Raw genomic sequence first — 20,369 nt, 5'->3', positions numbered from 1 at the left:
TGGGGCTAGCCCCACCGGGGAGATGCCCGCGGGCACCATGTCGCCTGCCCCTCCTGAGGGAAGATGCTGGTCTCCTCGCACCAGAGAGGAGCACGACCATGAGTGCGCTAGCGGCCGAGCGGGAGCTGAGCAGGTCCGATCCGTCGTTCGGCGGCTCGCTGGTCTACCTGTTGATGAACCTGCCGATGGGCATCGTGGCGTTCGCGCTCCTGATGACGTTCTTCTGGGTGGGCATCGGTACGGCGGTCGTCTGGATCGGGCTGCCGATCCTCGCGCTGGTGATCCTGTCGGTCCGTGGAGCCGCCCGGATGGAGCGCGCCAGGGTGTACGCGCTGCTCGATCGCTACATCGACCTGCCGTACCTGCCGTTGCCCGACGCGGGCCAGACCGTGCGGTGGAGGGCTCGGCTGAAGGACGCCTCGACGTGGCGCGACCTCGGCTACTTCTTCCTGCTCTTCCCGCTCGGGATCATCGAGTTCGTGCTGGTCACGGTATTCTGGTCGACCAGTCTCGGTCTCGCGGGCCTGCCGATCTACTACCGCTTCCTGCCTGGTGGCGAGTACCGCTTCCCGACCTGGGAAAACGCCTGGTTCACCGTCGATTCGACGGTCTCGGCGCTGCCTTGGGCCGCTCTCGGAGTGCTGTGCATCGCCCTGTCGGTAGCGTTGACGAAGGCGCTGGCGGGCTCGCATGCCCGGCTGGCGACGGCGCTGCTCGGGCCGACCCGCGCCCAGCGCGGCCGTCTGAAGGATTCATGGGGCGAGGTTCACGGATGACGATCGACCAGCAGGTACAGCAGGTGGGGATTCCTCGGCCGCGGCCGTTGCGGTCGATCGTCTACATGATCGTCAGCTTCGTGTTCCGGCTGCTTCAGTTCGTTTTGATCGTCGTGGGCCTGGCGGTCGGCATCGCGACGGCGGTGGTGTGGGTCGGCTTCCCGATCCTCATGGCCACGACCAACTTCATCCGCTGGTCCGCCGACCGGGAGCGAGGCTGGGCGCGGACGATGCTCGAGACTCCGCTGGGACCGATCGAGCGGCTCCCCGTCGAAGGGCTTTCGCTGGTCAAGCGCTGGCTGACCCGGCTGACCGACGCGACGACGTGGCGCGACCTCGCGTACCTGATGGCGGCGTTCCCGCTGGCCTGCTTGGAGCTCCCGATCGCGATCGCGTCGATCGTGCTGCTGCCGATGGCGATCTGGGTCACCCCGTGGCTCGGCTGGCTGCACGGCAACCTGGCGTACTCGCTGCTCGGCCCGAACCGCACGCAGCGGCTGGAGCAGAAGGCCGAACGGTTGCAGTCGTCGCGGGCACGAGGAGTCGACGCCGCCGAGGCCGAACGCCGCCGCATCGAACGCGACCTGCACGACGGCGCACAGCAGCGCCTGGTCGCCGTCGCGATGAGCCTGGGCCGGGCGAAGTCGAAGTTCGACCACGACCCGGACGCCGTACGCGAGTTGATCGACGAAGCGCACCTCGACGCCAAGCTCGCGGTATCGGAACTGCGCGATCTCGCCCGGGGGATCTACCCGGCCGTGCTCGGCGACCGCGGCCTCGACGCCGCCTTGTCCGCACAGGCCGCGAAGTCGCCGATCCACGTCGATGTCGAGGTGGACGTCGAGCCGAGGCCGCCGGCGGCGGTCGAGTCGACCGCGTACTTCATCGTCGGCGAGACGCTGACGAACATCGCGAAGCACTCGGGAGCGACCGAAGCGGGTGTGAAGGTGTGGCGCACCGACTCGATGGTCATCGTCGAGATCACCGACAACGGGCACGGTGGCGCCGAAGTCCGGCCAGGTGGCGGCCTGGCGGGGCTCGCCGACCGGGCGGCCACGATCGACGGTGTGATCACCGTCGTCAGCCCGCCCGGCGGTCCGACGGTGATTCGTGCGGACCTGCCGTGCCAATGGTGACCAGCTCGTGAGTGAATAGGCTCTGCCATTCACTCACGACGCTGGGGGCAGCATGCGGGTTGTCATCGCCGAAGACGCGGTTCTGTTGCGCGCGGGGGTGATCCGCCTCCTCGCCGACGAGAACATCGAGACCGTCGCGGCCGTGGACAACGGTGACGACCTGCTGGGCGCGGTCAAGGAGCACCGGCCGGATCTCGCGATCGTCGATGTGCGGATGCCGCCCACATTCACGGACGAGGGCTTGCGGGCGGCGCTGGGCGCTCGCGAGGTCATCCCGGGCCTGCCGGTTCTCGTGCTTTCCCAGTACGTCGAGGAGAGCTACGCCGTCGAACTGCTGTCCGGGGGCGCAGGCGGAGTCGGTTACCTGCTCAAGGAACGCGTCGCGGACGTCGGGGACTTCCTCGACGCGGTCAAGCGGGTCGCCGGCGGTGGTACGGCCATCGACCCGGACGTCATCGCGCAACTGATGGCGCGGGGCCGCAAGAACCCCCTCGACGCCCTCACGGCCCGCGAGTCCGAGGTGCTGGGGCTGATGGCGCAGGGCCTGTCGAATACCGCGATCGCGAACTCGCTCGTCGTCTCGCACGGCGCGGTCGAGAAGCACATCGGCAACATCTTCTCGAAGCTCGGCCTCGAAGCGAGTTCGGTGGAACATCGCCGGGTCCGCGCGGTGCTCACTTACTTAGGGCGCTGACCTGGGGAAAGAGAGCAAGGGACCTTTGCTGTCACTCCCGGGACGGCTCCACGAAGCAGCCCGAGTAGCTCTTGGTGGCGAACCCGTCACTCACCTAACATGGGCAGACTGTTGGTGAGCGACGAGCCGAACCGAGGAGGACCCATGACCGGCAGGCCCTCCCACAGCGTCCGCTTCTTCGGCGGCCCCCTCGACGGCCGCGTCCAGGAACTCGGTGACACCGAGCCGGTCGCGGGCACCGTCCTCAAACACGTCCATCTGCACGACGGGCCGAAGATCGAGACCCGCTACGAACTCGGCCTCGCCGAGGACGACTGCTGGGAATTCCGGCTCTGTTCCGCCCCCGTCCCGGAGCCCGCGCCGCGGCCCGAGCCCGAACCGGACGGCGTGGGGTAGGGAAAACTCCACCTTCCGAGGGCGAAAACAGGAAGATCGATACGGCGGCCCGCACCGCTGTTTTCGCGGCCCCGAAGCACCAGGCTCTTTCCCATGCACACGAGCCAGAAGCAGGGCCGGGACAGGTTCCTGGACATCGTCCGAGCGGTCGCGATCCTCGCGGTCGTCGTTCAGCACTGGGGAATGCCGGTGCTCTCGTACGCCGACGGCCATCTCTCGACCGGGAACGCTCTCGCGACGCCCGGCTGGTGGGTCATCACCTGGCTCAGTCAGGTCATGCCGCTGGTCTTCTTCGCGGGCGGCGCGGCGAACCTGATCTCGCTGAGCCGCGCGGAAAGTTCCCGTTCCTGGCTCGCGGCCCGGCTCAAGCGGCTGATGATCCCGGTGCTGCCGCTGGTGGCCGTCTGGCTGTTCGTCCCGGACATCCTGCGCGGGATGGGCATTCCGGAGCAGCCGTTGCAGGTGGGTGGCGCGATCGCCGCGCAGCTGCTGTGGTTCCTGGCCGTGTACGTGCTCACTGTGCTGCTCACCCCGCTGATGGCCGCCGCGCATCGGCGCTGGGGCCTCAAGGTCCCGCTCGTGATGCTCGCCGCCGCCGTCCTCGTCGACGTCGCCCGCTTCAACGACCTCGGCCTGATCGGTTTCGCGAACGCGATCTTCGTCTGGATGGCCGTGCATCAGCTCGGTTTCCACTACACCCAAGGCCGTCTCGGTTCGCTCGGCCGCCGCGCCGCGCTGGGCATGTCCGCCGCCGGTTTCGGTATCACCGCGCTGATGGTCGCTTTCGGTCCGTACCCGGCCAGCATGATCGGCATGCCGGGCGCCCCGGTGTCGAACATGAGCCCGCCGACCGTGCTGCTGGCCTTCCTCGCGATCGGCCAGATCGGGCTCCTGCTGGCCTTCAAACCGCAGCTGAACGCACTCGCCGCCCGGCCGAACCTCGACGCCGCCCTGAAGTGGATCGGCCCGCGGTTCATGAGCGTCTACCTGTGGCACATGCCGGCGCTGATCGTCGTCTCCGGTGTCGCGGTCTACGGCCTGGGTTATGAGACCCCCGAACCGGGTTCCGTGCTGTGGCTGACGATGGTCCCGGCCTGGCTCGGCGCCTGCGGACTGGTGCTCCTCGGCCTGCTGCGCCTGTTCGCCCGGTTCGAAACACAGAGCTCCGGCCCGGCCTCGACGGCGCCCACGCCTCAGCTGGTGCTGGCCGGACTGGCGATCGCAGGCGGCCTGCTCGGTCTCGCCGCGCACGGTTTCGCCCCGCTGAGCGACGGTCTCGCACAGGGCCCGGTGCCGTGGGTGGCGCTGGCGACGGGCGGATTCCTTCTGGCGGGCAAGCAGATCCCGGTCACGGAACTGGGGACGCGACTGCTCGGCCGTGCCGTCTCGGTCAGCGAGGTGGCGCAGCTCAAACGCTGAGCAGTTTGGCGGGGGTGTCGTGCAGCACCGCCCGCAGGAACGGCTCACCCAGGCGATCGTCGGCTGCCCAGCCGGCGATCGCCTGCAGCTGCGTGGCGTACGAGTACGGGATGTTGGGGAAGTCGGTGCCGAGCACGACGCGATCCGGGAACTCCGCCAGCAGGTCGGTCCAGTCCGGCGGGAGCGGGTTGCCGCGCGAGGTGAAGTCCACGCCGACCATCGTGGTGTCGAGGTACACGCGTGGATACTTCCTGGCCAGCTCGAACGCGAAGTCGATCTCCGGCATACCCGCGTGTGCCAGGACCAGCGTCAGCTCCGGATGCCGCACCAGGATCTCTTCGAACAACCGTAGCCCGGTGTAGGCACCCTTCAACGGACCGTGTCCACAGTGGACGACCACGGGGACACCGGCGTCCGCCAGCGCGCCCCAGACGCCGTCCAGCAGCTCGTCACGCGGGTCGTAGGCGCCGACCTGGACGTGCGCCTTGAAACAGCGCGCACCCGCCCGCAGCGCACCGTCCACAACGGACAATGCCGAGGGCTCCGGGTAGAACGTGCCCGTCGGCACGGCATCCGGGACGCGTTCGGCGAACTCCAGCGCCCACGACGTCAGCCATTCGGCCATCCCGGGTTTGTGCGGATAAACCAGCGGCGCGAACTTGCGTACGCCGAAGGACCGCAGGGTTTCGATGCGTTCTTCTTCCGACGTGCGGTAGTACACCGGCCAGGCCATGCCGTAGTGCTCTTCGGCCTGGTCGAAGTAGGCCCACACCTTGTCCATGACCGGTTTCGGCAGGAAGTGCAGATGAAGGTCCACGAGCCCGTCGATGCCGAGGGCCGAGATCCAGTCAGGGATCTCGGCGTCCGAAGCGGGCCCGTGGATCAATCGTTGTACCGGCCCTTCAGCGCCCGGCCCAAGGCCCTGCTGATGGTGCGGTCCGCGTCGCGCTTGGAGATGTCCTGCCGCTTGTCGTAGGACTTCTTGCCCTTGGCCAGCGCGATCTCGACCTTGACCTTGCCGTCCTTGAAATACATCGACAGCGGGACCAAGGAAAGCCCGCTCTCCTTGGTCTTGCCGATGAGCCGCTCGATCTCCTGGCGGTGCAACAGCAGCTTCCGGGTGCGGCGCGGCGTGTGGTTCGTCCACGTGCCCTGCACGTACTCCGGGATGTGCACGTTGCGCAGCCAGACCTCGCCGTCGTCCACCGTGGCGAACGCGTCGGCCAGCGATGCCCGTCCTTCACGCAGGCTCTTCACCTCGGTACCGACGAGCACGAGACCGGCTTCGTAGGTATCGAGGATGGAGTAATCGTGGCGAGCCTTGCGGTTCGACACGATCACCTTGTGTCCACGTTCCTTGGGCATAGCGGCGACTCTACGTGAGTTTCTGTGTTCGGGCAGGTGGTTATCGGGGCGGTTAGTGGCGCACGTACAGGCGCAGCGTCACGTAGCCGGTGATCGCGGAAATGATGACCGAGACGGCGAGCAGGATCGGCGCCACCGGGAACAGCAATTCGAGCATGCCGACCGCGGGGAACACGTCTCCGGTGAGCACCAAGTCGAGCAACAGCACCTTGGTGAGCACGAGGAAGACGATGCCGATGATCGCACCGACGAGGCCGGCGACCACCGCCTCCAGGAGGAACGGCAGCTGCGTGTACCAGCGGGTCGCGCCGACCAGCCGCATGATGCCGACCTCGGTACGCCGGGTGAACGCCGACACCTGGATCGTGTTGGCGATCAGCAGCAGCGCGGCGATGGCCATGATCAGCGCGGCGCCGAAGGCCAGGTTCCGCACACCGTTGAGCGCGTTGAACACGCGGTCCAGTGCCTTCTGCTGGTCATCGACCTTGCTGACGCCGGGTTTCCCGGTGTACTCCTGGATGATCGCCTGGCTGCGCTCGGGATTCTTCAGCTTGACGTGCAGCGACGCGGGCAGCGCCTCCGGTCCGGTCAGCGCGAGCAGTTCGGGCTGGCTCTCGAACATCTTCTTGAACCGCTCGTAGGACTGCTCACGGTTCTCGAACACGACCGACTCGACGCCGTCGTTGCCCTGCAGGTCCTGGCGCAGCGACTGGCAGGCGGACTGCGAGCAGTTCGGGTCACCGGAGCTGATGTCGTTGACCAGATAGACCGAAACCTCGACGTCGGCGAGGAAGTTGGCCTTCATCTTGTCGATCGTGCCGACGGCCAGCAGGCCGAAGCCGAGCATGGCGAGGGAGACCGCGGTGGTGAGGATCATCGCGATGGTCATCGTGACGTTCCGGCGCAAGCCGGTGACTACCTCGCTGAAGACGAAACTGGCGCGCATCGGGGTTGATGTCCCTTGGAAGTCGTGGGTAACGGAGGAGGGCGGGGCCGGTCAGCGGCCGATGCCGTAGACGCCTCGGGCGTCGTCACGGATGACCTTGCCGAGCTGGAGCTCGACGACCCTGCGCCGCATCGAGTCCACGATCGAATGGTCGTGGGTGGCCATCAGCACCGTCGTGCCGGTGCGGTTGATCCGCTCCAGCAGCAACATGATGTCCTGGCTGGTGTCGGGGTCCAGGTTCCCGGTCGGCTCGTCGGCGAGCAGCACGAGCGGGCGGTTCACGAACGCGCGGGCGATCGCGACGCGCTGCTGCTCACCACCGGAAAGTTCGTTGGGGAGACGGTCGGCCTTGCCGTCGAGGCCGACGAGTTCGAGCACCTCGGGCACGACCTTGCGGATCGTGGGGCGCGGCTTGCCGATGACTTCGAGCGCGAACGCGACGTTCTCGGCGACGGTCTTGTTCGACAGCAGACGGAAGTCCTGGAAGACGCAGCCGATGGTCTGCCGCAGCCGCGGCACCCGGCGACGGGCGAGCTTGGCGACGTCGAAGTTGGAGACCATCACGCGACCCTTGCTCGGCACCTCTTCGCGCAGCAGGAGACGCAGGAACGTCGACTTCCCGGACCCCGAGGGACCGATCAGGAAGACGAACTCACCTTTGTCGATCTCGACCGACACCCTTTCGAGGGCGGGACGGGTCGAGGTCTTGTAGACCTTGGAAACCTCTTCGAGCCGGATCACGGTTCGGCATACTACCCATGCCCGCCGTTAAGCCCGGGTAGCCCGGTACCGGCGGCCAAGCGAGCAAGGGACCTTTGCTGTCACTCTCTTCCGGAGAGTGACAGCAAAGGTCCCTTGCTCTCTCACGCAGGGTTGCTACGCGGCTCCGGACTGCTTGCGCCAGCGGATGCCCGCCTCGAGGAAACCGTCGATATCGCCGTCGAGCACGGACGACGGGTTGCCGACCTCGAACTCGGTCCGCAGGTCCTTGACCATCTGGTACGGGTGCAGCACGTAGGAGCGCATCTGGTTGCCCCAGCTGGAGCCGCCGTCCTTGAGCGCGTCCATCTCGGCGCGCTCCTCCTCCTTCTTCCGCAGCAGCAGCCGCGCCTGGAGGACCTTCATCGCCGCCGCCTTGTTCTGCAGCTGCGACTTCTCGTTCTGGCACGACACGACCACGCCGGTCGGGATATGCGTGATCCGCACCGCCGAGTCCGTCGTGTTGACGCTCTGGCCGCCGGGGCCGGACGAGCGGTACACGTCGACACGGATGTCCTTCTCGGGGATGTCGACGTGGTCGACCTCCTCGACCTCGGGCATCACCTCGACGTGCGCGAAGGAGGTCTGGCGGCGGCTCTGGTTGTCGAACGGCGAGATGCGCACCAGCCGGTGCGTGCCCTGCTCGACCGAGAGCGTGCCGTAGACGTAGGGCGCCGTCACCTTGAACGTGGCGGACTTGATGCCCGCCTCTTCGGCGTAGGAGATGTCGTAGACGTCCGTCGGGTAGCCGTGCCGCTCCGCCCAGCGCAGGTACATCCGGAGCAGCATCTCGGCCCAGTCGGCCGCGTCGACGCCGCCCGCTTCGGACCGGATGGTGACCACGGCGTTCCGCGGGTCGTATTCACCCGACAGCAGGGTGCGGACCTCGAGCCCGTCGATGTCCTTGGTGAGGGCCGTGAGCTCGGACTCGGACTCGGCCACACTGGCGGAGTCGCCCTCGGCCTCGGCCAGCTCATAGAGGACGCCCAGGTCGTCGAGCCGCTGCCGCAGCTCGGATATGCGTCGCAGCTCACTCTGCCGGTGGGACAACTGGCTGGTGACCTTCTGCGCCGCTTCGGGGTCGTCCCAGAGGTTCGGGCTGGACGCCTGTTCCTCCAGCTCGGCCACCTGGGCACGCAGCGCATCCAGGTCCATCACCGACTCGATCTGCTTCAGCTTGCCGGCCAGGTCCTTCAGTGCCGCATCGAACTCATCACTCACGTCGGCCAAGGTTACGGCAAAACCCACGACCGGTTGCGAGGAACCGGTCGTGGGCACCTGTCCGGGTCAGGACTGGGGGATGGAATCCAGCAGTTTCAGTGCCGCTTTCGCCTGCGCCTGAGCGAACTCGGCGACCGCCTTGGCGTAGGGGCCGTCGGCGGCCTTGGTGGCGACCTTGGCTTCGTCGAGCTGCTGGGTGTAGCTGGCGCGCGCCGACTCGAGCAGCGCCGAGCGCTGCTTCACCGTCAGCGAACCGGCGTGCACGAGACGCAGGATCAGCGGGCTGCGGAGGTGGTCAGGACCGGCTTCGGAGGTCAGCCACGTCTTGAACGCCTTCTTGCCCGCCGCAGTGATGAGGTACTGCTGGCTCGACCGCGGGCCCTGCTTGCCGAGGCGGACGAGGCCCTCCTTCGACAAGGCGGGAAGCTCCCGGTACACCTGGCTGCGGGTCACGCTGAAGAAGGCGCCGAAACGCTCACCCGCCCCCGCGACCAGTTGCCCGCCCGTGGCGGGACCGTCGTGGAGAAGACCGAGCAGTGCGGCGGCTGTTGCATTCAATTCGGACACGTACTCTACGGTCCCACTTTTCGGAACCTGTGTCCACTGTGGTCAGCACATCTGTCCATTGTGGCTAGTGATATGCGCTCATTCGGCCCAACGGACTACGCCTGTCCACAAAGGACCGGACACGCTGCGCAACCGGCGACGGCCACGGGCAGCGGCACACATCCCCGCCCCGACCAACAACAGCGGGTGATCGCCCCGGAGGGGGTGCAGGGCACCGAACCGGAAAAGAAGAAGCGCGGATCTGCGATTTCCGCAGATCCGCGCTTCGTTTTCTCTGTAGCGGGGACAGGATTTGAACCTGCGACCTCTGGGTTATGAGCCCAGCGAGCTACCGAGCTGCTCCACCCCGCGTCGTTGTGTTAATAGATTACATGGGGGCGAAACCCGGTTTCAGGGGGGTACCCCTTAACTCGGCAAAGGGTCCTTGACCTGCCTTTATGGCGCGACTTTGTCATCCAGCCAGCCGAAGACGCCGTCGAGGACCATGGTCAGCCCGTCGCCGAACCTGCCCTCGACGTCCTCGTCGAAGACCCACGCCGTGGGCGTGGTGTCGTAACGAGGGTCGCGTTCGCCCGGAATCGGATAGACGGCCTGCTCTTCGATGGTGAACCCGACGACATAGCTGTAGACGGTGAACAACGCCCGGCCGGCCAGATGCGGCTCAAGCCCCGCGTCGACGCGTCCTTGAAACGGATTGTCACCGAGAAGGCTGTCGTCGGTGAGGAAAGTCCCGGAGAAGACCTTCGCCCCGTCACGGTAAGCAAGCATCATCCGGCGCAAACCCCGTGATGCCAGCTCGAGCGAGCCCCGCTCCCCCAAGCCTTCCGGCACCCGGCCCGGCATCGCGTCGGCGTACATCAGCGTCGCCATCTCGTCGAGCAGCTCCTGCTTGTTCTTCACGTGCCAGTACAACGCGGGCGCCTTGACGCCGAGTTCCTGCGCGATCAGGCGGAGCGTCAACCCGTTGAGCCCGACGTCGTTGAGCAGCCGAAGCCCGGCGCGGACGATGTCCTGCCTGGTCAGACCCACATTCAACCTTCTTCCAGTGAGAGCATCTTGACAATTTAACGATGTTAAGTGCACGCTGGGCGCAGGTCAATTTAACAACGTTAAGGAGTGGTATGAACAACCTGGGGACGGACGTGGTCGTGGCCGGGGCGGGCCCCACCGGGCTGATGCTGGCTCACGAACTCGCGCTCGCCGGTGTCGATGTCGTGATACTGGAACGGCTTCACGAACGCACAGGACTGTCGAAGGCGCTGAACGTGCAGCCGCGCACCGCGGAAATGCTGGCGCTGCGCGGACTTCTGGACGGCGTCGAGGAGCGTTCGTACGCGACGGTGCAGGACGGACATTTCGCGATGATCCCCGTCGACTACGACGGATGGGACACTCGATTCCCTTTCCAGCTGGGCATTCCGCAGGCCCAGGTCGAGGAGTACCTGGAGGAACGGCTGGCCACGCAAGGAACGAAGGTGATCCGGGGCGCCGAAGTAATCGATTTCGTACAGGACAAGGACTCTGTTTCCGTTCGGTACCGAACAGACAGTGGCGAAAATCGGCTGCACGCGAAGTTCCTCGTCGGCTGCGACGGCTCTCGAAGCGTTGTACGCAAAGGACTCGGCGTCGTCTTCCCCGGCGTGGACGGTGAAGGCTTCGGCGTGGTCGCAGACGTCCTGTTCGACAAAACCCCTGACGGCGCGCAAAAACAGTGGCGAACGATGCGGAACATCGGGCAGCCGACCGGTGCGACCACGTTCAAAGGCCTGATTCCGTTGGGAGAACCCGGTCTCTACCGCTTCGTGTACGGCGACCGGGCCTCGCGGCCGGCGGACATCCGGTCCGCCATCTCCCACGACGAAGTCAGGCAGGCACTGCACGACTCGTACGGCGACTCCGCGACCGTCTCGGAAATCCGATGGGCGTCACAGTTCTCCGACGCCGCGCGGCAGGCGGAGCACTACCGCGTCGGGCGGGTGCTGCTGGCGGGCGATGCCGCGCACATCCACTTCCCGGCAGGCGGCCAGGGATTGAACCTCGGCGTGCAGGACGCCATGAACCTGGGCTGGAAGCTCGCCGCGACAGTGCGCGGCTGGGCCGGTGACGACCTGCTGGACACCTACGAGGCCGAACGGCACCCTGTCGGTGCTCAGGTACTGCACAACGTCGCCGCTCAGCTAGGACTGACTCCGCGGTCTCACGAGTCTCGCGCGCTTAGGGACTTTTTCGCTGAACTGACCAAGCTGCCCGAGGTGAACCGGTACCTGGCGGGCATGGTCTCGGGTCTCGGGATCCGCTACCCGACCTACGGGACGTCGCACCCGGCACTCGGCTCGCGGCTCAACGACCAGGACGTCGCCACAGAGGCCGGCCCGCTTCGCCCGAGCACGCTCTTCCACACCGGCGACTTCGTGCTCCTGACGACCACTCAGGCCCACGTCGAGGCCGCCCGGGCCCACTCGCCGCGCCTGACCGTCCAGCTCGTCACCGACCTGCCGTGGCCCTCCATCGAGGCCGTCCTGTACCGCCCCGACGGCTACGCCTGCTGGGTCGCCGCCCCCACGCGATAGCAAAGGTCCCCCGCTCCCTCGGCGATACCAAAGGTCCCCTGCTCCCTCACGGCACCAAAGGTCCCTCGCTACCTCGGGCACCCCACACATCCGAACACACGGGGGTCCAGGAGACGGAGCCCTCCTGGAGGGGGTCTGGGGGTTCGACCCACGGTGAAATACGAAAGAGGCCCGTGTTCGCGTTTCCGCGAACACGGGCCTCTTTCGTCTGTAGCGGGGACAGGATTTGAACCTGCGACCTCTGGGTTATGAGCCCAGCGAGCTACCGAGCTGCTCCACCCCGCGTCGTAGCACCTACCTTACGCCTGTGTTTCCAGCAGGCGCAAAGCAGGTGCCCTTTAGGTAAGCGACGTCACCCTCCGGGCTGGCCGGAGGTCGGCGGCGCACTGGTCGCCGGCGGGTTTGCCTTGGCCGACTCGTAAGCCTTGGAAGCTGCTTCGAGGGCGGCCAGGGCGGCACCCTGGTCGGCGTAGTTGCCGGATTGCTGGGCGGCGCGGAACTTGAGCCAGGCGTCGTGCATGTCGCCCGCGGCCTTGTCGAGCGCCGGGTTGCCGCTGGCGGGCGGCTGCGGTGTCGTCGTGCCCGGCGGCGGAGCCGTGGGCCCCGGTGTGCCACCGCTCTGCGGCGGTGTGACCCCGGAGCCGGTTCCCGCGCCGAAGACCTGGTCGAGCGCTTCGTTAAGTGTCGGCGCGAAGCCGATCTTGGTGCCGTAGGAGACCAGGACGCGGGCCAGCTGCGGATAGCTCAGCTGGTTCCGTTGCCGGATGTAGACCGGTTCCACGTAGAGGAAACCGTTGGCGACGGGCAGCGTGATCAGGTTTCCGTAGGTGACGGTGACGTTCGGGTTGTTGAACAGTGTCCGGTCCTGCGCGACCCGCGGGTCACTTTGGAATCTGTTCTGGACCTGGACCGGCCCGTCGACCTGAGTGGAGCCACTCGCCCCTGTGGGCAGTCTCAGGACCCGCATCCGCCCGTAGTCTTCGGGATCCGAAGACACCGACATCCACGCCGCCAGGTACTGCCTTTGGAGACCGGTCAACGAACTGGTGAGCTGGAACCGCGACTTGGTGTCGCCCGGCGCGGTCGCCAGGACGTAGTAGCCGGGCTGGTTGGCGATCCCGGAGGCCGACGCGTTCACGCCGCCTTCCTGCGTCGGGTCCTGCGGAACGCTCCAGAAGGCCTGCTGCGCGTAGAACTCCGCGGGGTTGTTCACGTGGTACTTCGAGAGGAGTTCCCGCTGCACCTTGAAGAGGTCTTCGGGGTAGCGGAAGTGCGACCGCAGATCCGGAGAGATCTCGCTGCTCGGCTTGACCAGGCCCGGGAAGACCTTCTTCCAGGCGTTGAGCACCGGCTCGTTGTCCTCAACCCCGTACAGCGTCACGGTGCCGTCGAACGCGTCGACGGTGGCCTTGACCGAGTTGCGGATGTAGTTGATCGAGGAGTTCGCCTGGCGCGTGGTGCCGCTGAGCGAGTCGTTGGTCGCCTGGCCGAGCTGGGTCTGCTGGGCGTACGGGAAGTTGTTCATCGTCGTGTAGCCGTCGACGATCCACTTGATCTTGCCGTCGACGACCGCCGGGTACGGGTCACCGTCGAGGGTCAGCCACGGGGCGATCTTGGCGACTCGATCCCGGGGTTCGCGGTTGAACATGATCTTGGATCCGTCGCCGATGGCGTCGGAGAAGAGAATGTTCCGCTCTCCGTACTCGGCGGCGAAGACCAGACGGTTGAACCAGTTGTCGATCGGCACGCCGCCGGAGCCCTTGTAGATGTAGGCGCGGTCGACGGCGGTGTCGTATTCGCCGGGCGCCTGCCCTGCCTTGCCGCCGACGATCGCGTACGCGGCGTCGGTCGCGAGCTCGCCGTAGTAGATGCGAGGTTCGTCCACCTTGATGCCCGGCTTGTTCGGGTCGGTCGAGCCGGCGCCTGCCGGGTTCTGGGTGTCGCTGGTGGTGGCGATCGGGTAGCCGCCGTCGGAGTTGGCGTCCTTCAGCGCGCGGTCGATCGTGTTGGCCGGCGCGGCGACGAAGCCGTTTCCGTGCGTGTAGACGAGGTGCTTGTTGATCCAGTTCGTCTGGTTGCCGGTAAGGCCTTCGGTCTTGATCTCCTTGGCGGCGACGATGTAGTCCTGCGTGACACCGTTGAGGGTGTAGCGGTCGATGTCCAGCTTGGACGGGAAGCCGTAGAAGTTCTCACGGCCGACGCGCTGGGTGAAGGTGTCGCTGAGGACGTTCGGGTCGAGCAGCCGGATGTTCGGGACGGTCCCCTTGTCCGCCTTGATCTCCGCGGAGGTCGCCTCGGACTTGCCGGTGTAGTCCTTGTACTCGACGTTGGTCAGGCCGAACGCCTGACGGGTCGCGTCCATGTTGCGCTGGATCGACGCGGATTCCTTCTCGTTCGCGTTGGGCTTCACGGAGAACTGGTCGAGCACCGCGGGCCACGCGACGCCGACCAGGACGTTCGACAGGATCAGCAGCACCAACGCGATCGCGGGCAGCTGCAGGTTGCGCAGGAACGCACCGGCGAAGAACGCGACGGCGCAGATCACCGAGATGCACAGAAGGATCAGCTTCGCGGGCAGGACCGCGTTCAGGTCGGTGTAGGTCGCACCGACGAACAGCGGCGCACCCCGGTCCGAGAGCAGCAGGTTGTAGCGGTCGAAGAAGTACTCGACAGCCTTCAGTAGCACGAAGATGCCGATGGTGATGGCGAGCTGGGCGCGGGTCGGCCCGGCGAGCTGGCCGCCCTTACCCGCGAGCCGGATGCCCCCGAAGATGTAGTGCGAGATCAGCGCACCGAAGAACGCGATGACGACCGAGATGAACAGCCAGCCCAGGATCCAGTTGTAGAACGGCAGGTCGAAGGCGTAAAAGCCGACGTCGTTCCCGAATTCGGGATCGGTCTGGCCGAACGGTGTGCCGTTCAGGAACAGCTGCACGACCTGCCAGTCGCTCTGCGCGGACGCGCCGGCGATGAGCCCGGTGAGCACCGGGATACCGATGCCGAACAGCCGGATCCGGCCGACGATCGCCGACCTATAGCGCGCAAGCGGGTCGTCGTTGCCGGAAATCGGCACGAAGACGGGCCTGGACCGGTACGCGATCATCAAACTGACCGCGAGCGAACCTCCCACCAAGAGCCCTACGGCGAAGAACAAGACGACACGGGTGATCAACACCGTGCTGAACACCGTCCGGGCGCCGACCTCGCCGAACCACAACCAGTCGACGTAGGTGTTCAGCAGTCTCGCGCCCAGCAGCAGGGCCAGAATGACTACGGCGGCGATGATGAGCAGTATCCGGCTGCGCCGGGACAGCTTCGGCAGGCTCACGGGGGGCCGAGTGGCCACTGCACACGCTCCTGGTTTGGTGAACTTTTCGCTGGGGCGCGCGTACCGCGTGCGGCCCCTGATGCTCTAACTCTACGGATGCCGTCGGAAGTTCCCGGAACCCGCCCAAACCGGACTCGGAAGGCCGCCGCTCCGGCCGCCTGGAACGATGTGCCAATGGCATCGAGTGAGCAGCAGGGCGTGGCCGGCCTGGCCCGCGAAGTCGAGGAGTTCGTCGCCTCCGGAGGATGGGATCAGCCGCCGCAGTTGTTCGCGCTGGTCCCTACCGCGGCACTGCTGGACGAACAGCCCGAACTGGCCGGTCAGCTCGACACGTCGGCCCCGCTGACGCCGGTCGCCCAGGAGGCGCTGCCGGAGGGTGACCTCGGCGAAGCGCTGGCGCAGATCGCGTGGCCCGATCTGGTGTTGGGGTGCGCGCTCGCGCAGGAGATCATCGTGCTGCCGCCGGACGCCGAAGCCGAGCTTCCGGTCGTCCCCGAGACCGATGCCGAACGCCTGCGTCAAGCGGCCGCCGACCACCCGCGCCGTACCGAAGCCCGGCTCGTCGCCGCTGTCCTGCGAGATGGCGCCGGAGCGTGCGTCATGCGGCTTCGCGGTGCCGGGCAGTCCGAGGAGCCAGGTGATGTCCCTGTCGACGAGATCATCGAGAACCCGGAGTTGGCTCCCAACCTGCTCGAAGCCCTGAAGGCGACTTTTCTGCCCTGACCTGCGAAAAGAGAGCAAGGGACCTTTGCTATCGCCGGCCTCGAGACGCGAGCCGGGCGATACCAAAGGTCCCTTGCTCTCTTCGATCAGACCTGTGAGGCGATAGCAAAGGTCCCTTGCTCCCCGGCTGTCAGCACGAGGCGGTGGGCCGTCCCGCCTTGAGGTTCTCGAGCTGCGCGATCGCCTCGTCCAGCGTGGCCACCTTGATCAGGTTCAGGCCATCGGGCGCGGCGGTCTTCGCCTCGGCGCAGTTGTGCGCGGGCACGAGGAAGTCGGTGGCGCCGGCCTCGCGAGCGCCGACCACCTTGAACGAGATGCCGCCGATCGCACCGACGACGCCCTTCTCCGAGATCTCGCCCGTCCCGGCGATATGCCTGCCACCGGCGAGATCGCCGGGCTCCATCTTGTCGACGATCGCGAGCGCGAACATCAGGCCCGCCGACGGGCCGCCGACGTCCTGCAGCGAGATCTTCACGTCGAAGGGGACATCGGCGCGGTCCACTGCCGTCAGGCCCATGAAGCCTTCCGGGCCGTCGGGCCGCTGCGCGAGCGTGAGCGGCACGGTGCGTTCGGCTTGCCCATCGGATTTGAAAGTGATCTGGACGGTCTGGCCGGGCTTCGTCCCGTTCAGCGCGGCACGCACGTCGGTCGCTTCCTTGACCGTCTGCCCGTTGACCACCAGGAGCCGGTCCCCCGGAGCGAGCACCTTGTCTGCCGGGCTGCCGGAGACGATCGTCTTCGCGAGCACCTTCACCGGGGACTTGCGACGCAACGCGGCGACCTGAGCAGCGGTCTGCGAGTCCTGCAGCTGCTGGATGTTCTCCTGGCGGACCTGCTCGTTGGTTTCGCCCGGCTTGAAATACTCCTCGCGCGGCGCCAGCGCATACCGGCCACTCGCCCAGAGCCCGAGCGCGTTGAAGAGCGTGATGCCGCCATCGCGCAGGGAGACGGTCGTCATCCGCAGCTCGCCGGAGGTCTGGAAGATCTCGTGCCCGTTGACCTGGATCACGGGCTGTCCGGCGGCGTCCTTGCCGAGCGTGTCGTAGGTCGGTCCGGGGCTGATCGCCACGTACGGCACCGGGATGAAGAACCCGACCAGTGCGAAGGCGACGAACAACGCCCCGCTGACCAGCAACGTCCAACCGCGCCGGGTCAGTCGCCGCTCGGAGCGGTCCTGGTCACTCGCGGAGCCCGCACGGCTCCGCGCTGCTGTGGTCTGCTCCGAGGGCTCTGTCACGCGTGACAGCGTACGGTGACTGTGTTCGCTTCTCGGTGAAGGCCACGCTCATCACTCCACTTGACGAGCTCTGGATCCCATGACCCGCGTACGGTGGTGCCATGAGCAAACCCCCGTTCGGCTTCGGACCGCCCGATCCCGACAAACGAGGCGAGAACGAGCCGTCGGACTCCGGCGGCCAGCCCTCCGGCGCCGAGGCCTTCAATCAGCTCGGTCAGATGCTCAGCCAGCTGGGCCAGATGCTCAGCCAGGCCGGCAGCTCGACCGGACCGGTCAATTACGACCTGGCGAAACAGATCGCGTTGCAGAACCTCAGCAGCAGTGACGACAGCGACGTCAAGCTCGGCTTTTCGTCATCCGGCGGCGGCGATTCGAGCACGGCCATCCGTGATGCCGCCCACCTGGCAGAGCTGTGGCTCGACGCCGCGACGATCCTGCCCGCCGGAGCAACGTCGACCGTCGCGTGGTCCGCGCGCACCTGGGTCGAGAAGACCCTGCCCACGTGGCAGCGCCTCTGCGACCCCGTCGCCCAGCAGGTCTCAGGCGCGTGGGTCCAGGCCCTGCCCGAGGAGGCCAAGCAGGCCGCCGGCCCGCTCCTCTCGATGATGGGGCAGATGGGCGGGATGGCCTTCGGCTCCCAGCTCGGTAACGCCCTGGCTCAGTTGGCTTCCGAAGTGCTCACCTCCACCGAAGTCGGTCTCCCGCTCGGCCCCGCGGCCACCTCCGCGCTGCTGCCGGCGAACATCGAGAAGTTCACTGAGGGCCTGGAGCTGCCGACCAGCGAGGTGCTGGTCTTCATCGCCGCGCGCGAGGCCGCCCACCAGCGGCTGTTCGCCCACGTTCCCTGGCTGCGGCAGCGACTGCTGGCCACCGTCGAGGAGTTCGCGAGCGGTATCTCCGTCGACACCTCGGCGCTGGAACAGCTCGCTGGCCAGATCGACCCGTCGAACCCGGCCAGCATCGAAGAAGCCATGTCCTCCGGCCTGCTCGAACCCCAGACCTCGCCCGAGCAGAAGGCGGCACTGAACCGCCTGGAGACCCTGCTCGCGCTGGTCGAAGGCTGGGTCGACGTCGTGGTCGCCGAGGCGATCGGCGACCGCCTTCCGGGCGCGGACGCGCTCCGGGAGACACTGCGCCGCCGCCGGGCCACAGGCGGCCCGGCGGAGCAGACCTTCGCCACCTTGGTGGGCCTCGAGCTCCGGCCTAGGCGGATGCGGGCGGCTTCCTCGCTGTGGAAGCTCGTCGGTGACCAGCACGGCATCGAGAAGCGGGACGGCCTCTGGTCCCACCCCGACCTCATGCCGACCGCCGAGGACCTCGACGAGCCGCTCGACTTCTCCGAGCGTCTCGGCGACGGCGAGTCGACGCTGGAAGGCATCGACCCGATCGCCGAGATCGAACGCGCCGAGCGCGAGAAGAACAAGCCCAAGGACGACGAAGACAACAGCTGAGGCACGTCAGTCCTCCGCCGCGATGCCCCAACCGGCGGCGGAGGACAGGCCCTCCAGATAGCCGATGGCGCGTTCGGTCTTGGGATAACGGCGAACGAGCTCCCAGAACGCCGCGTTGTGCCCTGGTTCCTTCAGATGCGCGAGTTCGTGCACGAGGACGTAGTCCAGCACCCATCCCGGCACCCGGCGCAGGCGATCACTGACCCTGATCGTCGCGTCGACCGGTGTGCAGGACGCCCACCTCGTCCGCATCGGCGGCACCCAGCGAACGCTCGCGGGTATCGCCTTTCCGTCCAGATACTTCGCCGAGAGCACGGCGCAGCGCGCCAGCAGCGCCTCGTCGGAGGCTTTCGGCGGCGAGGCCTGCCGCGGGCCCTTGCGCAGCAGTTTGCGCTGCATCTCGGCTACCCAGTGCTTCTCCTCTGCCCGGGTCATCCGGGCAGGGATCAGCACGACGAGGGTGTCCTCGTCCCAGTACGCGGTGACGGTCCGGTGACGGCGTTGGCTACGCCGTACCTCGACCTTGTGTTCGGGAGTGTCCGACGGATTCGTCGTGTCCCGGCCCCTCAGCGAGGGCGTCCGTGCTTCGACCACTCGACCACGGTAAGGCCAGTCACCGACAACTCCGAGGGCCGAAAGGTCACAGCCTCGAGTTGTCCACAACGGGGTCAACCTGTGGATAACTCGCGTTTTCTTAGCGGGCGGTTAGCGGGCCGGTGCGATCCTGCGATCATGAACCTGCGCGAACCGGATCTGCGATCGATCATCCTGCCCGCCTTCCCGGCCCTGCTTCCCGGCCTGGAGGTGCTGGAACGGGGAAGCGGCGAGCTCCAGATCGGCCTCGACCCCGCACACGCGGTGGTGCTCGCCGGGGTCGCCTCCGAGGTGGCCGAAGCACTCCGCGGACTGGACGGCACGCGAGCCGTGGACGACATCGTGCTCGCGCAAAGCGAACACGACGAACAGCTGCGGGACCTGATGACCGATCTGACGGCCCGCGGGCTCTTGACCGACGCGGGGCAGCCTCAGCGACATCCGAGACCGAGGGCGGAGACAGGGCTCTGGTCGCTCCGTGCCCGCCATCACCAAGCGGCCATGACGGCACGCCGAAAACGCGCCGCGGTGGCGATCCACGGCGACGGCAGGCTGGCCGTGGCCATCGCCGTCCTGCTCGCCAACGGCGGGGTCGGGCATATCGACATCCGGGCGTCGGGCACCGTTCGCGAACGCGACCTGGGCTCGGGCTACACCGAAGCCGAGGTCGGCATGCCGCGCCGGGATGCGATGGCGCAGGTGGTGCGCCGCGCCGGTGCGGACACGTCGACCACCCGGCTCTACTCGGACCGTCAACCTGAGCTCGTCCTGCTCACCGACGCGGTCGTACCGCCCCCCGAACTGGTCGACGAACTCGTCCGTGACGGAGTCAGTCACCTGCCGGTACGCGTCCGGGACGGGATCGGCATCGTCGGACCGCTGGTGGTGCCCGGTCGCAGCAGCTGTCTGCGCTGCGCCGATCTGCATCGCGCCGCCCGCGACGATTCCTGGCCGAGGGTGGCGACCCAGCTCGCGGGACGCGTGCAACGGCCGGACCTCGGCGCCGTGCATGCGTGCGCCGCGCTGGCCTCGGCACAAGCCCTCCGGCTTCTCTCCCCCGCCGATCAGGCGCCGCCCGCGTGGAACGCCACCCTCGAGATCGACTTCTTCGACGGGGCGATCCGCCATCGCGACTGGCCGCCGCACACCGGATGTGGTTGTGGCGCTCGGTGATACGCCGAGCGATG

General features: G+C 67.1%; 19 protein-coding genes and 2 tRNA genes. 9 read left to right on the top strand and 12 right to left on the bottom strand.

Features of this window, described 5'->3' with window-relative positions; genetic code table 11:
• Positions 1-98: 98 nt before the first annotated feature.
• The 5 genes from DL991_RS38240 to DL991_RS38220 all read left to right on the top strand — a co-directional run bounded on the left by DL991_RS38240 (position 99) and on the right by DL991_RS38220 (position 4,421).
• Positions 99-776: a sensor domain-containing protein gene (locus DL991_RS38240; protein ID WP_125789215.1), complete on the top strand. Its 678-nt coding sequence runs from the start codon at positions 99-101 to the stop codon at positions 774-776.
• Complete coding sequence (locus DL991_RS38235; RefSeq protein WP_125789214.1) at positions 773-1,912, top strand: sensor histidine kinase; 1,140 nt, start codon at positions 773-775, stop codon at positions 1,910-1,912. The genes DL991_RS38240 and DL991_RS38235 overlap by 4 nt, the downstream gene beginning before the upstream one ends.
• Positions 1,913-1,964: 52 nt before the next feature.
• Positions 1,965-2,606 carry a response regulator transcription factor gene (locus tag DL991_RS38230; RefSeq protein ID WP_125789213.1) on the top strand — a complete coding sequence of 214 codons (642 nt, stop codon included), beginning with the start codon at positions 1,965-1,967 and terminating at the stop codon, positions 2,604-2,606.
• 144 nt (positions 2,607-2,750) lie between these two features.
• Positions 2,751-3,002, top strand: a complete 252-nt coding sequence (locus tag DL991_RS38225; RefSeq protein ID WP_125789212.1) for a hypothetical protein — start codon at positions 2,751-2,753, stop codon at positions 3,000-3,002.
• 93 nt (positions 3,003-3,095) lie between these two features.
• Positions 3,096-4,421 carry an acyltransferase gene (locus tag DL991_RS38220; protein WP_125789211.1) on the top strand — a complete coding sequence of 442 codons (1,326 nt, stop codon included), beginning with the start codon at positions 3,096-3,098 and terminating at the stop codon, positions 4,419-4,421.
• Here the strand turns inward: DL991_RS38220 and DL991_RS38215 are convergent.
• The 8 genes from DL991_RS38215 to DL991_RS38180 form a co-directional block, all read right to left on the bottom strand.
• Positions 4,411-5,307, bottom strand: coding sequence for an amidohydrolase family protein (locus DL991_RS38215; RefSeq protein WP_125789210.1), 897 nt, complete (start codon positions 5,305-5,307; stop codon positions 4,411-4,413). The two genes, DL991_RS38220 and DL991_RS38215, sit on opposite strands and share 11 nt — an antisense overlap.
• Complete coding sequence (smpB, locus tag DL991_RS38210; RefSeq protein ID WP_101612637.1) at positions 5,304-5,786, bottom strand: SsrA-binding protein SmpB; 483 nt, start codon at positions 5,784-5,786, stop codon at positions 5,304-5,306. The genes DL991_RS38215 and smpB overlap by 4 nt, the downstream gene beginning before the upstream one ends.
• Positions 5,787-5,838: 52 nt before the next feature.
• Positions 5,839-6,732, bottom strand: coding sequence for a permease-like cell division protein FtsX (gene ftsX / locus DL991_RS38205; RefSeq protein ID WP_125789209.1), 894 nt, complete (start codon positions 6,730-6,732; stop codon positions 5,839-5,841).
• 51 nt (positions 6,733-6,783) lie between these two features.
• A complete protein-coding gene (gene ftsE, locus DL991_RS38200; RefSeq protein WP_005168409.1) occupies positions 6,784-7,473 on the bottom strand; it encodes a cell division ATP-binding protein FtsE in 690 nt (229 codons plus the stop codon).
• 135 nt (positions 7,474-7,608) lie between these two features.
• Entirely contained in the window at positions 7,609-8,712 is a 1,104-nt protein-coding gene (prfB, locus tag DL991_RS38195; protein WP_125789208.1) for a peptide chain release factor 2, read from the bottom strand.
• A 66-nt stretch (positions 8,713-8,778) separates the two neighbouring features.
• Positions 8,779-9,279 (bottom strand): PadR family transcriptional regulator, encoded by a 501-nt coding sequence (locus DL991_RS38190; RefSeq protein WP_125789207.1) that lies wholly within the window; start codon positions 9,277-9,279, stop codon positions 8,779-8,781.
• Between the two features lie 277 nt (positions 9,280-9,556).
• Positions 9,557-9,630: transfer RNA gene (locus tag DL991_RS38185), tRNA-Met, on the bottom strand.
• An 84-nt stretch (positions 9,631-9,714) separates the two neighbouring features.
• Positions 9,715-10,308, bottom strand: coding sequence for a TetR family transcriptional regulator (locus DL991_RS38180; protein WP_125789206.1), 594 nt, complete (start codon positions 10,306-10,308; stop codon positions 9,715-9,717).
• 92 nt (positions 10,309-10,400) lie between these two features.
• On the opposite strand from DL991_RS38180, the gene DL991_RS38175 reads away from it, so the two are divergent.
• A complete protein-coding gene (locus DL991_RS38175) occupies positions 10,401-11,849 on the top strand; it encodes an FAD-dependent monooxygenase (protein WP_125789205.1) in 1,449 nt (482 codons plus the stop codon).
• Between the two features lie 211 nt (positions 11,850-12,060).
• On the opposite strand, the gene DL991_RS38170 is transcribed toward DL991_RS38175, so the two are convergent.
• Together DL991_RS38170 and DL991_RS38165 are read right to left on the bottom strand one after the other, a co-directional pair.
• Positions 12,061-12,134, bottom strand: a tRNA-Met gene (locus DL991_RS38170).
• A gap of 67 nt (positions 12,135-12,201) precedes the next feature.
• A complete protein-coding gene (locus DL991_RS38165; RefSeq protein ID WP_125789204.1) occupies positions 12,202-15,195 on the bottom strand; it encodes a UPF0182 family protein in 2,994 nt (997 codons plus the stop codon).
• A 156-nt stretch (positions 15,196-15,351) separates the two neighbouring features.
• Here DL991_RS38165 and DL991_RS38160 point away from each other — a divergent pair, with 156 nt between their 5' ends.
• A complete protein-coding gene (locus DL991_RS38160) occupies positions 15,352-15,900 on the top strand; it encodes a PPA1309 family protein (protein WP_125789203.1) in 549 nt (182 codons plus the stop codon).
• A gap of 130 nt (positions 15,901-16,030) precedes the next feature.
• Here the strand turns inward: DL991_RS38160 and DL991_RS38155 are convergent, their stop codons facing one another.
• On the bottom strand, positions 16,031-17,035 hold the full coding sequence (locus tag DL991_RS38155; protein ID WP_199746789.1) for a PDZ domain-containing protein: 1,005 nt from the start codon (positions 17,033-17,035) through the stop codon (positions 16,031-16,033).
• Between the two features lie 203 nt (positions 17,036-17,238).
• Here DL991_RS38155 and DL991_RS38150 point away from each other — a divergent pair, with 203 nt between their 5' ends.
• Positions 17,239-18,588, top strand: coding sequence for a zinc-dependent metalloprotease (locus DL991_RS38150; RefSeq protein ID WP_125789201.1), 1,350 nt, complete (start codon positions 17,239-17,241; stop codon positions 18,586-18,588).
• Positions 18,589-18,594: 6 nt separating this feature from the next.
• Here the strand turns inward: DL991_RS38150 and DL991_RS38145 are convergent, their stop codons facing one another.
• Complete coding sequence (locus tag DL991_RS38145; protein ID WP_125789290.1) at positions 18,595-19,158, bottom strand: M48 family metallopeptidase; 564 nt, start codon at positions 19,156-19,158, stop codon at positions 18,595-18,597.
• Positions 19,159-19,320: 162 nt separating this feature from the next.
• Between DL991_RS38145 and DL991_RS38140 the strand changes: the two genes are divergently transcribed.
• Complete coding sequence (locus tag DL991_RS38140) at positions 19,321-20,355, top strand: hypothetical protein (protein WP_125789200.1); 1,035 nt, start codon at positions 19,321-19,323, stop codon at positions 20,353-20,355.
• The last annotated feature ends 14 nt before the right edge of the window (positions 20,356-20,369 follow it).

It is taken from the genome of Amycolatopsis sp. WAC 01375, from assembly GCF_003947325.1.
GTDB lineage: Bacteria > Actinomycetota > Actinomycetes > Mycobacteriales > Pseudonocardiaceae > Amycolatopsis.
This window is presented reverse-complemented; position numbering and strand designations above follow the sequence as displayed.

Excerpts from the sequence above, each read along its gene's own strand:
- DL991_RS38230 (WP_125789213.1), top strand. The coding sequence starts at position 1,965 with ATGCGGGTTGTCATCGCCGAAGACGCGGTTCTGTTGCGCGCGGGGGTG.
- ftsX (WP_125789209.1), bottom strand. The coding sequence starts at position 6,732 with ATGCGCGCCAGTTTCGTCTTCAGCGAGGTAGTCACCGGCTTGCGCCGG.
- DL991_RS38240 (WP_125789215.1), top strand. The coding sequence starts at position 99 with ATGAGTGCGCTAGCGGCCGAGCGGGAGCTGAGCAGGTCCGATCCGTCG.
- DL991_RS38220 (WP_125789211.1), top strand. The coding sequence starts at position 3,096 with ATGCACACGAGCCAGAAGCAGGGCCGGGACAGGTTCCTGGACATCGTC.
- DL991_RS38140 (WP_125789200.1), top strand. The coding sequence starts at position 19,321 with ATGAACCTGCGCGAACCGGATCTGCGATCGATCATCCTGCCCGCCTTC.
- DL991_RS38235 (WP_125789214.1), top strand. The coding sequence starts at position 773 with ATGACGATCGACCAGCAGGTACAGCAGGTGGGGATTCCTCGGCCGCGG.
- smpB (WP_101612637.1), bottom strand. The coding sequence starts at position 5,786 with ATGCCCAAGGAACGTGGACACAAGGTGATCGTGTCGAACCGCAAGGCT.
- DL991_RS38160 (WP_125789203.1), top strand. The coding sequence starts at position 15,352 with ATGGCATCGAGTGAGCAGCAGGGCGTGGCCGGCCTGGCCCGCGAAGTC.
- DL991_RS38225 (WP_125789212.1), top strand. The coding sequence starts at position 2,751 with ATGACCGGCAGGCCCTCCCACAGCGTCCGCTTCTTCGGCGGCCCCCTC.
- DL991_RS38150 (WP_125789201.1), top strand. The coding sequence starts at position 17,239 with ATGAGCAAACCCCCGTTCGGCTTCGGACCGCCCGATCCCGACAAACGA.
- DL991_RS38175 (WP_125789205.1), top strand. The coding sequence starts at position 10,401 with ATGAACAACCTGGGGACGGACGTGGTCGTGGCCGGGGCGGGCCCCACC.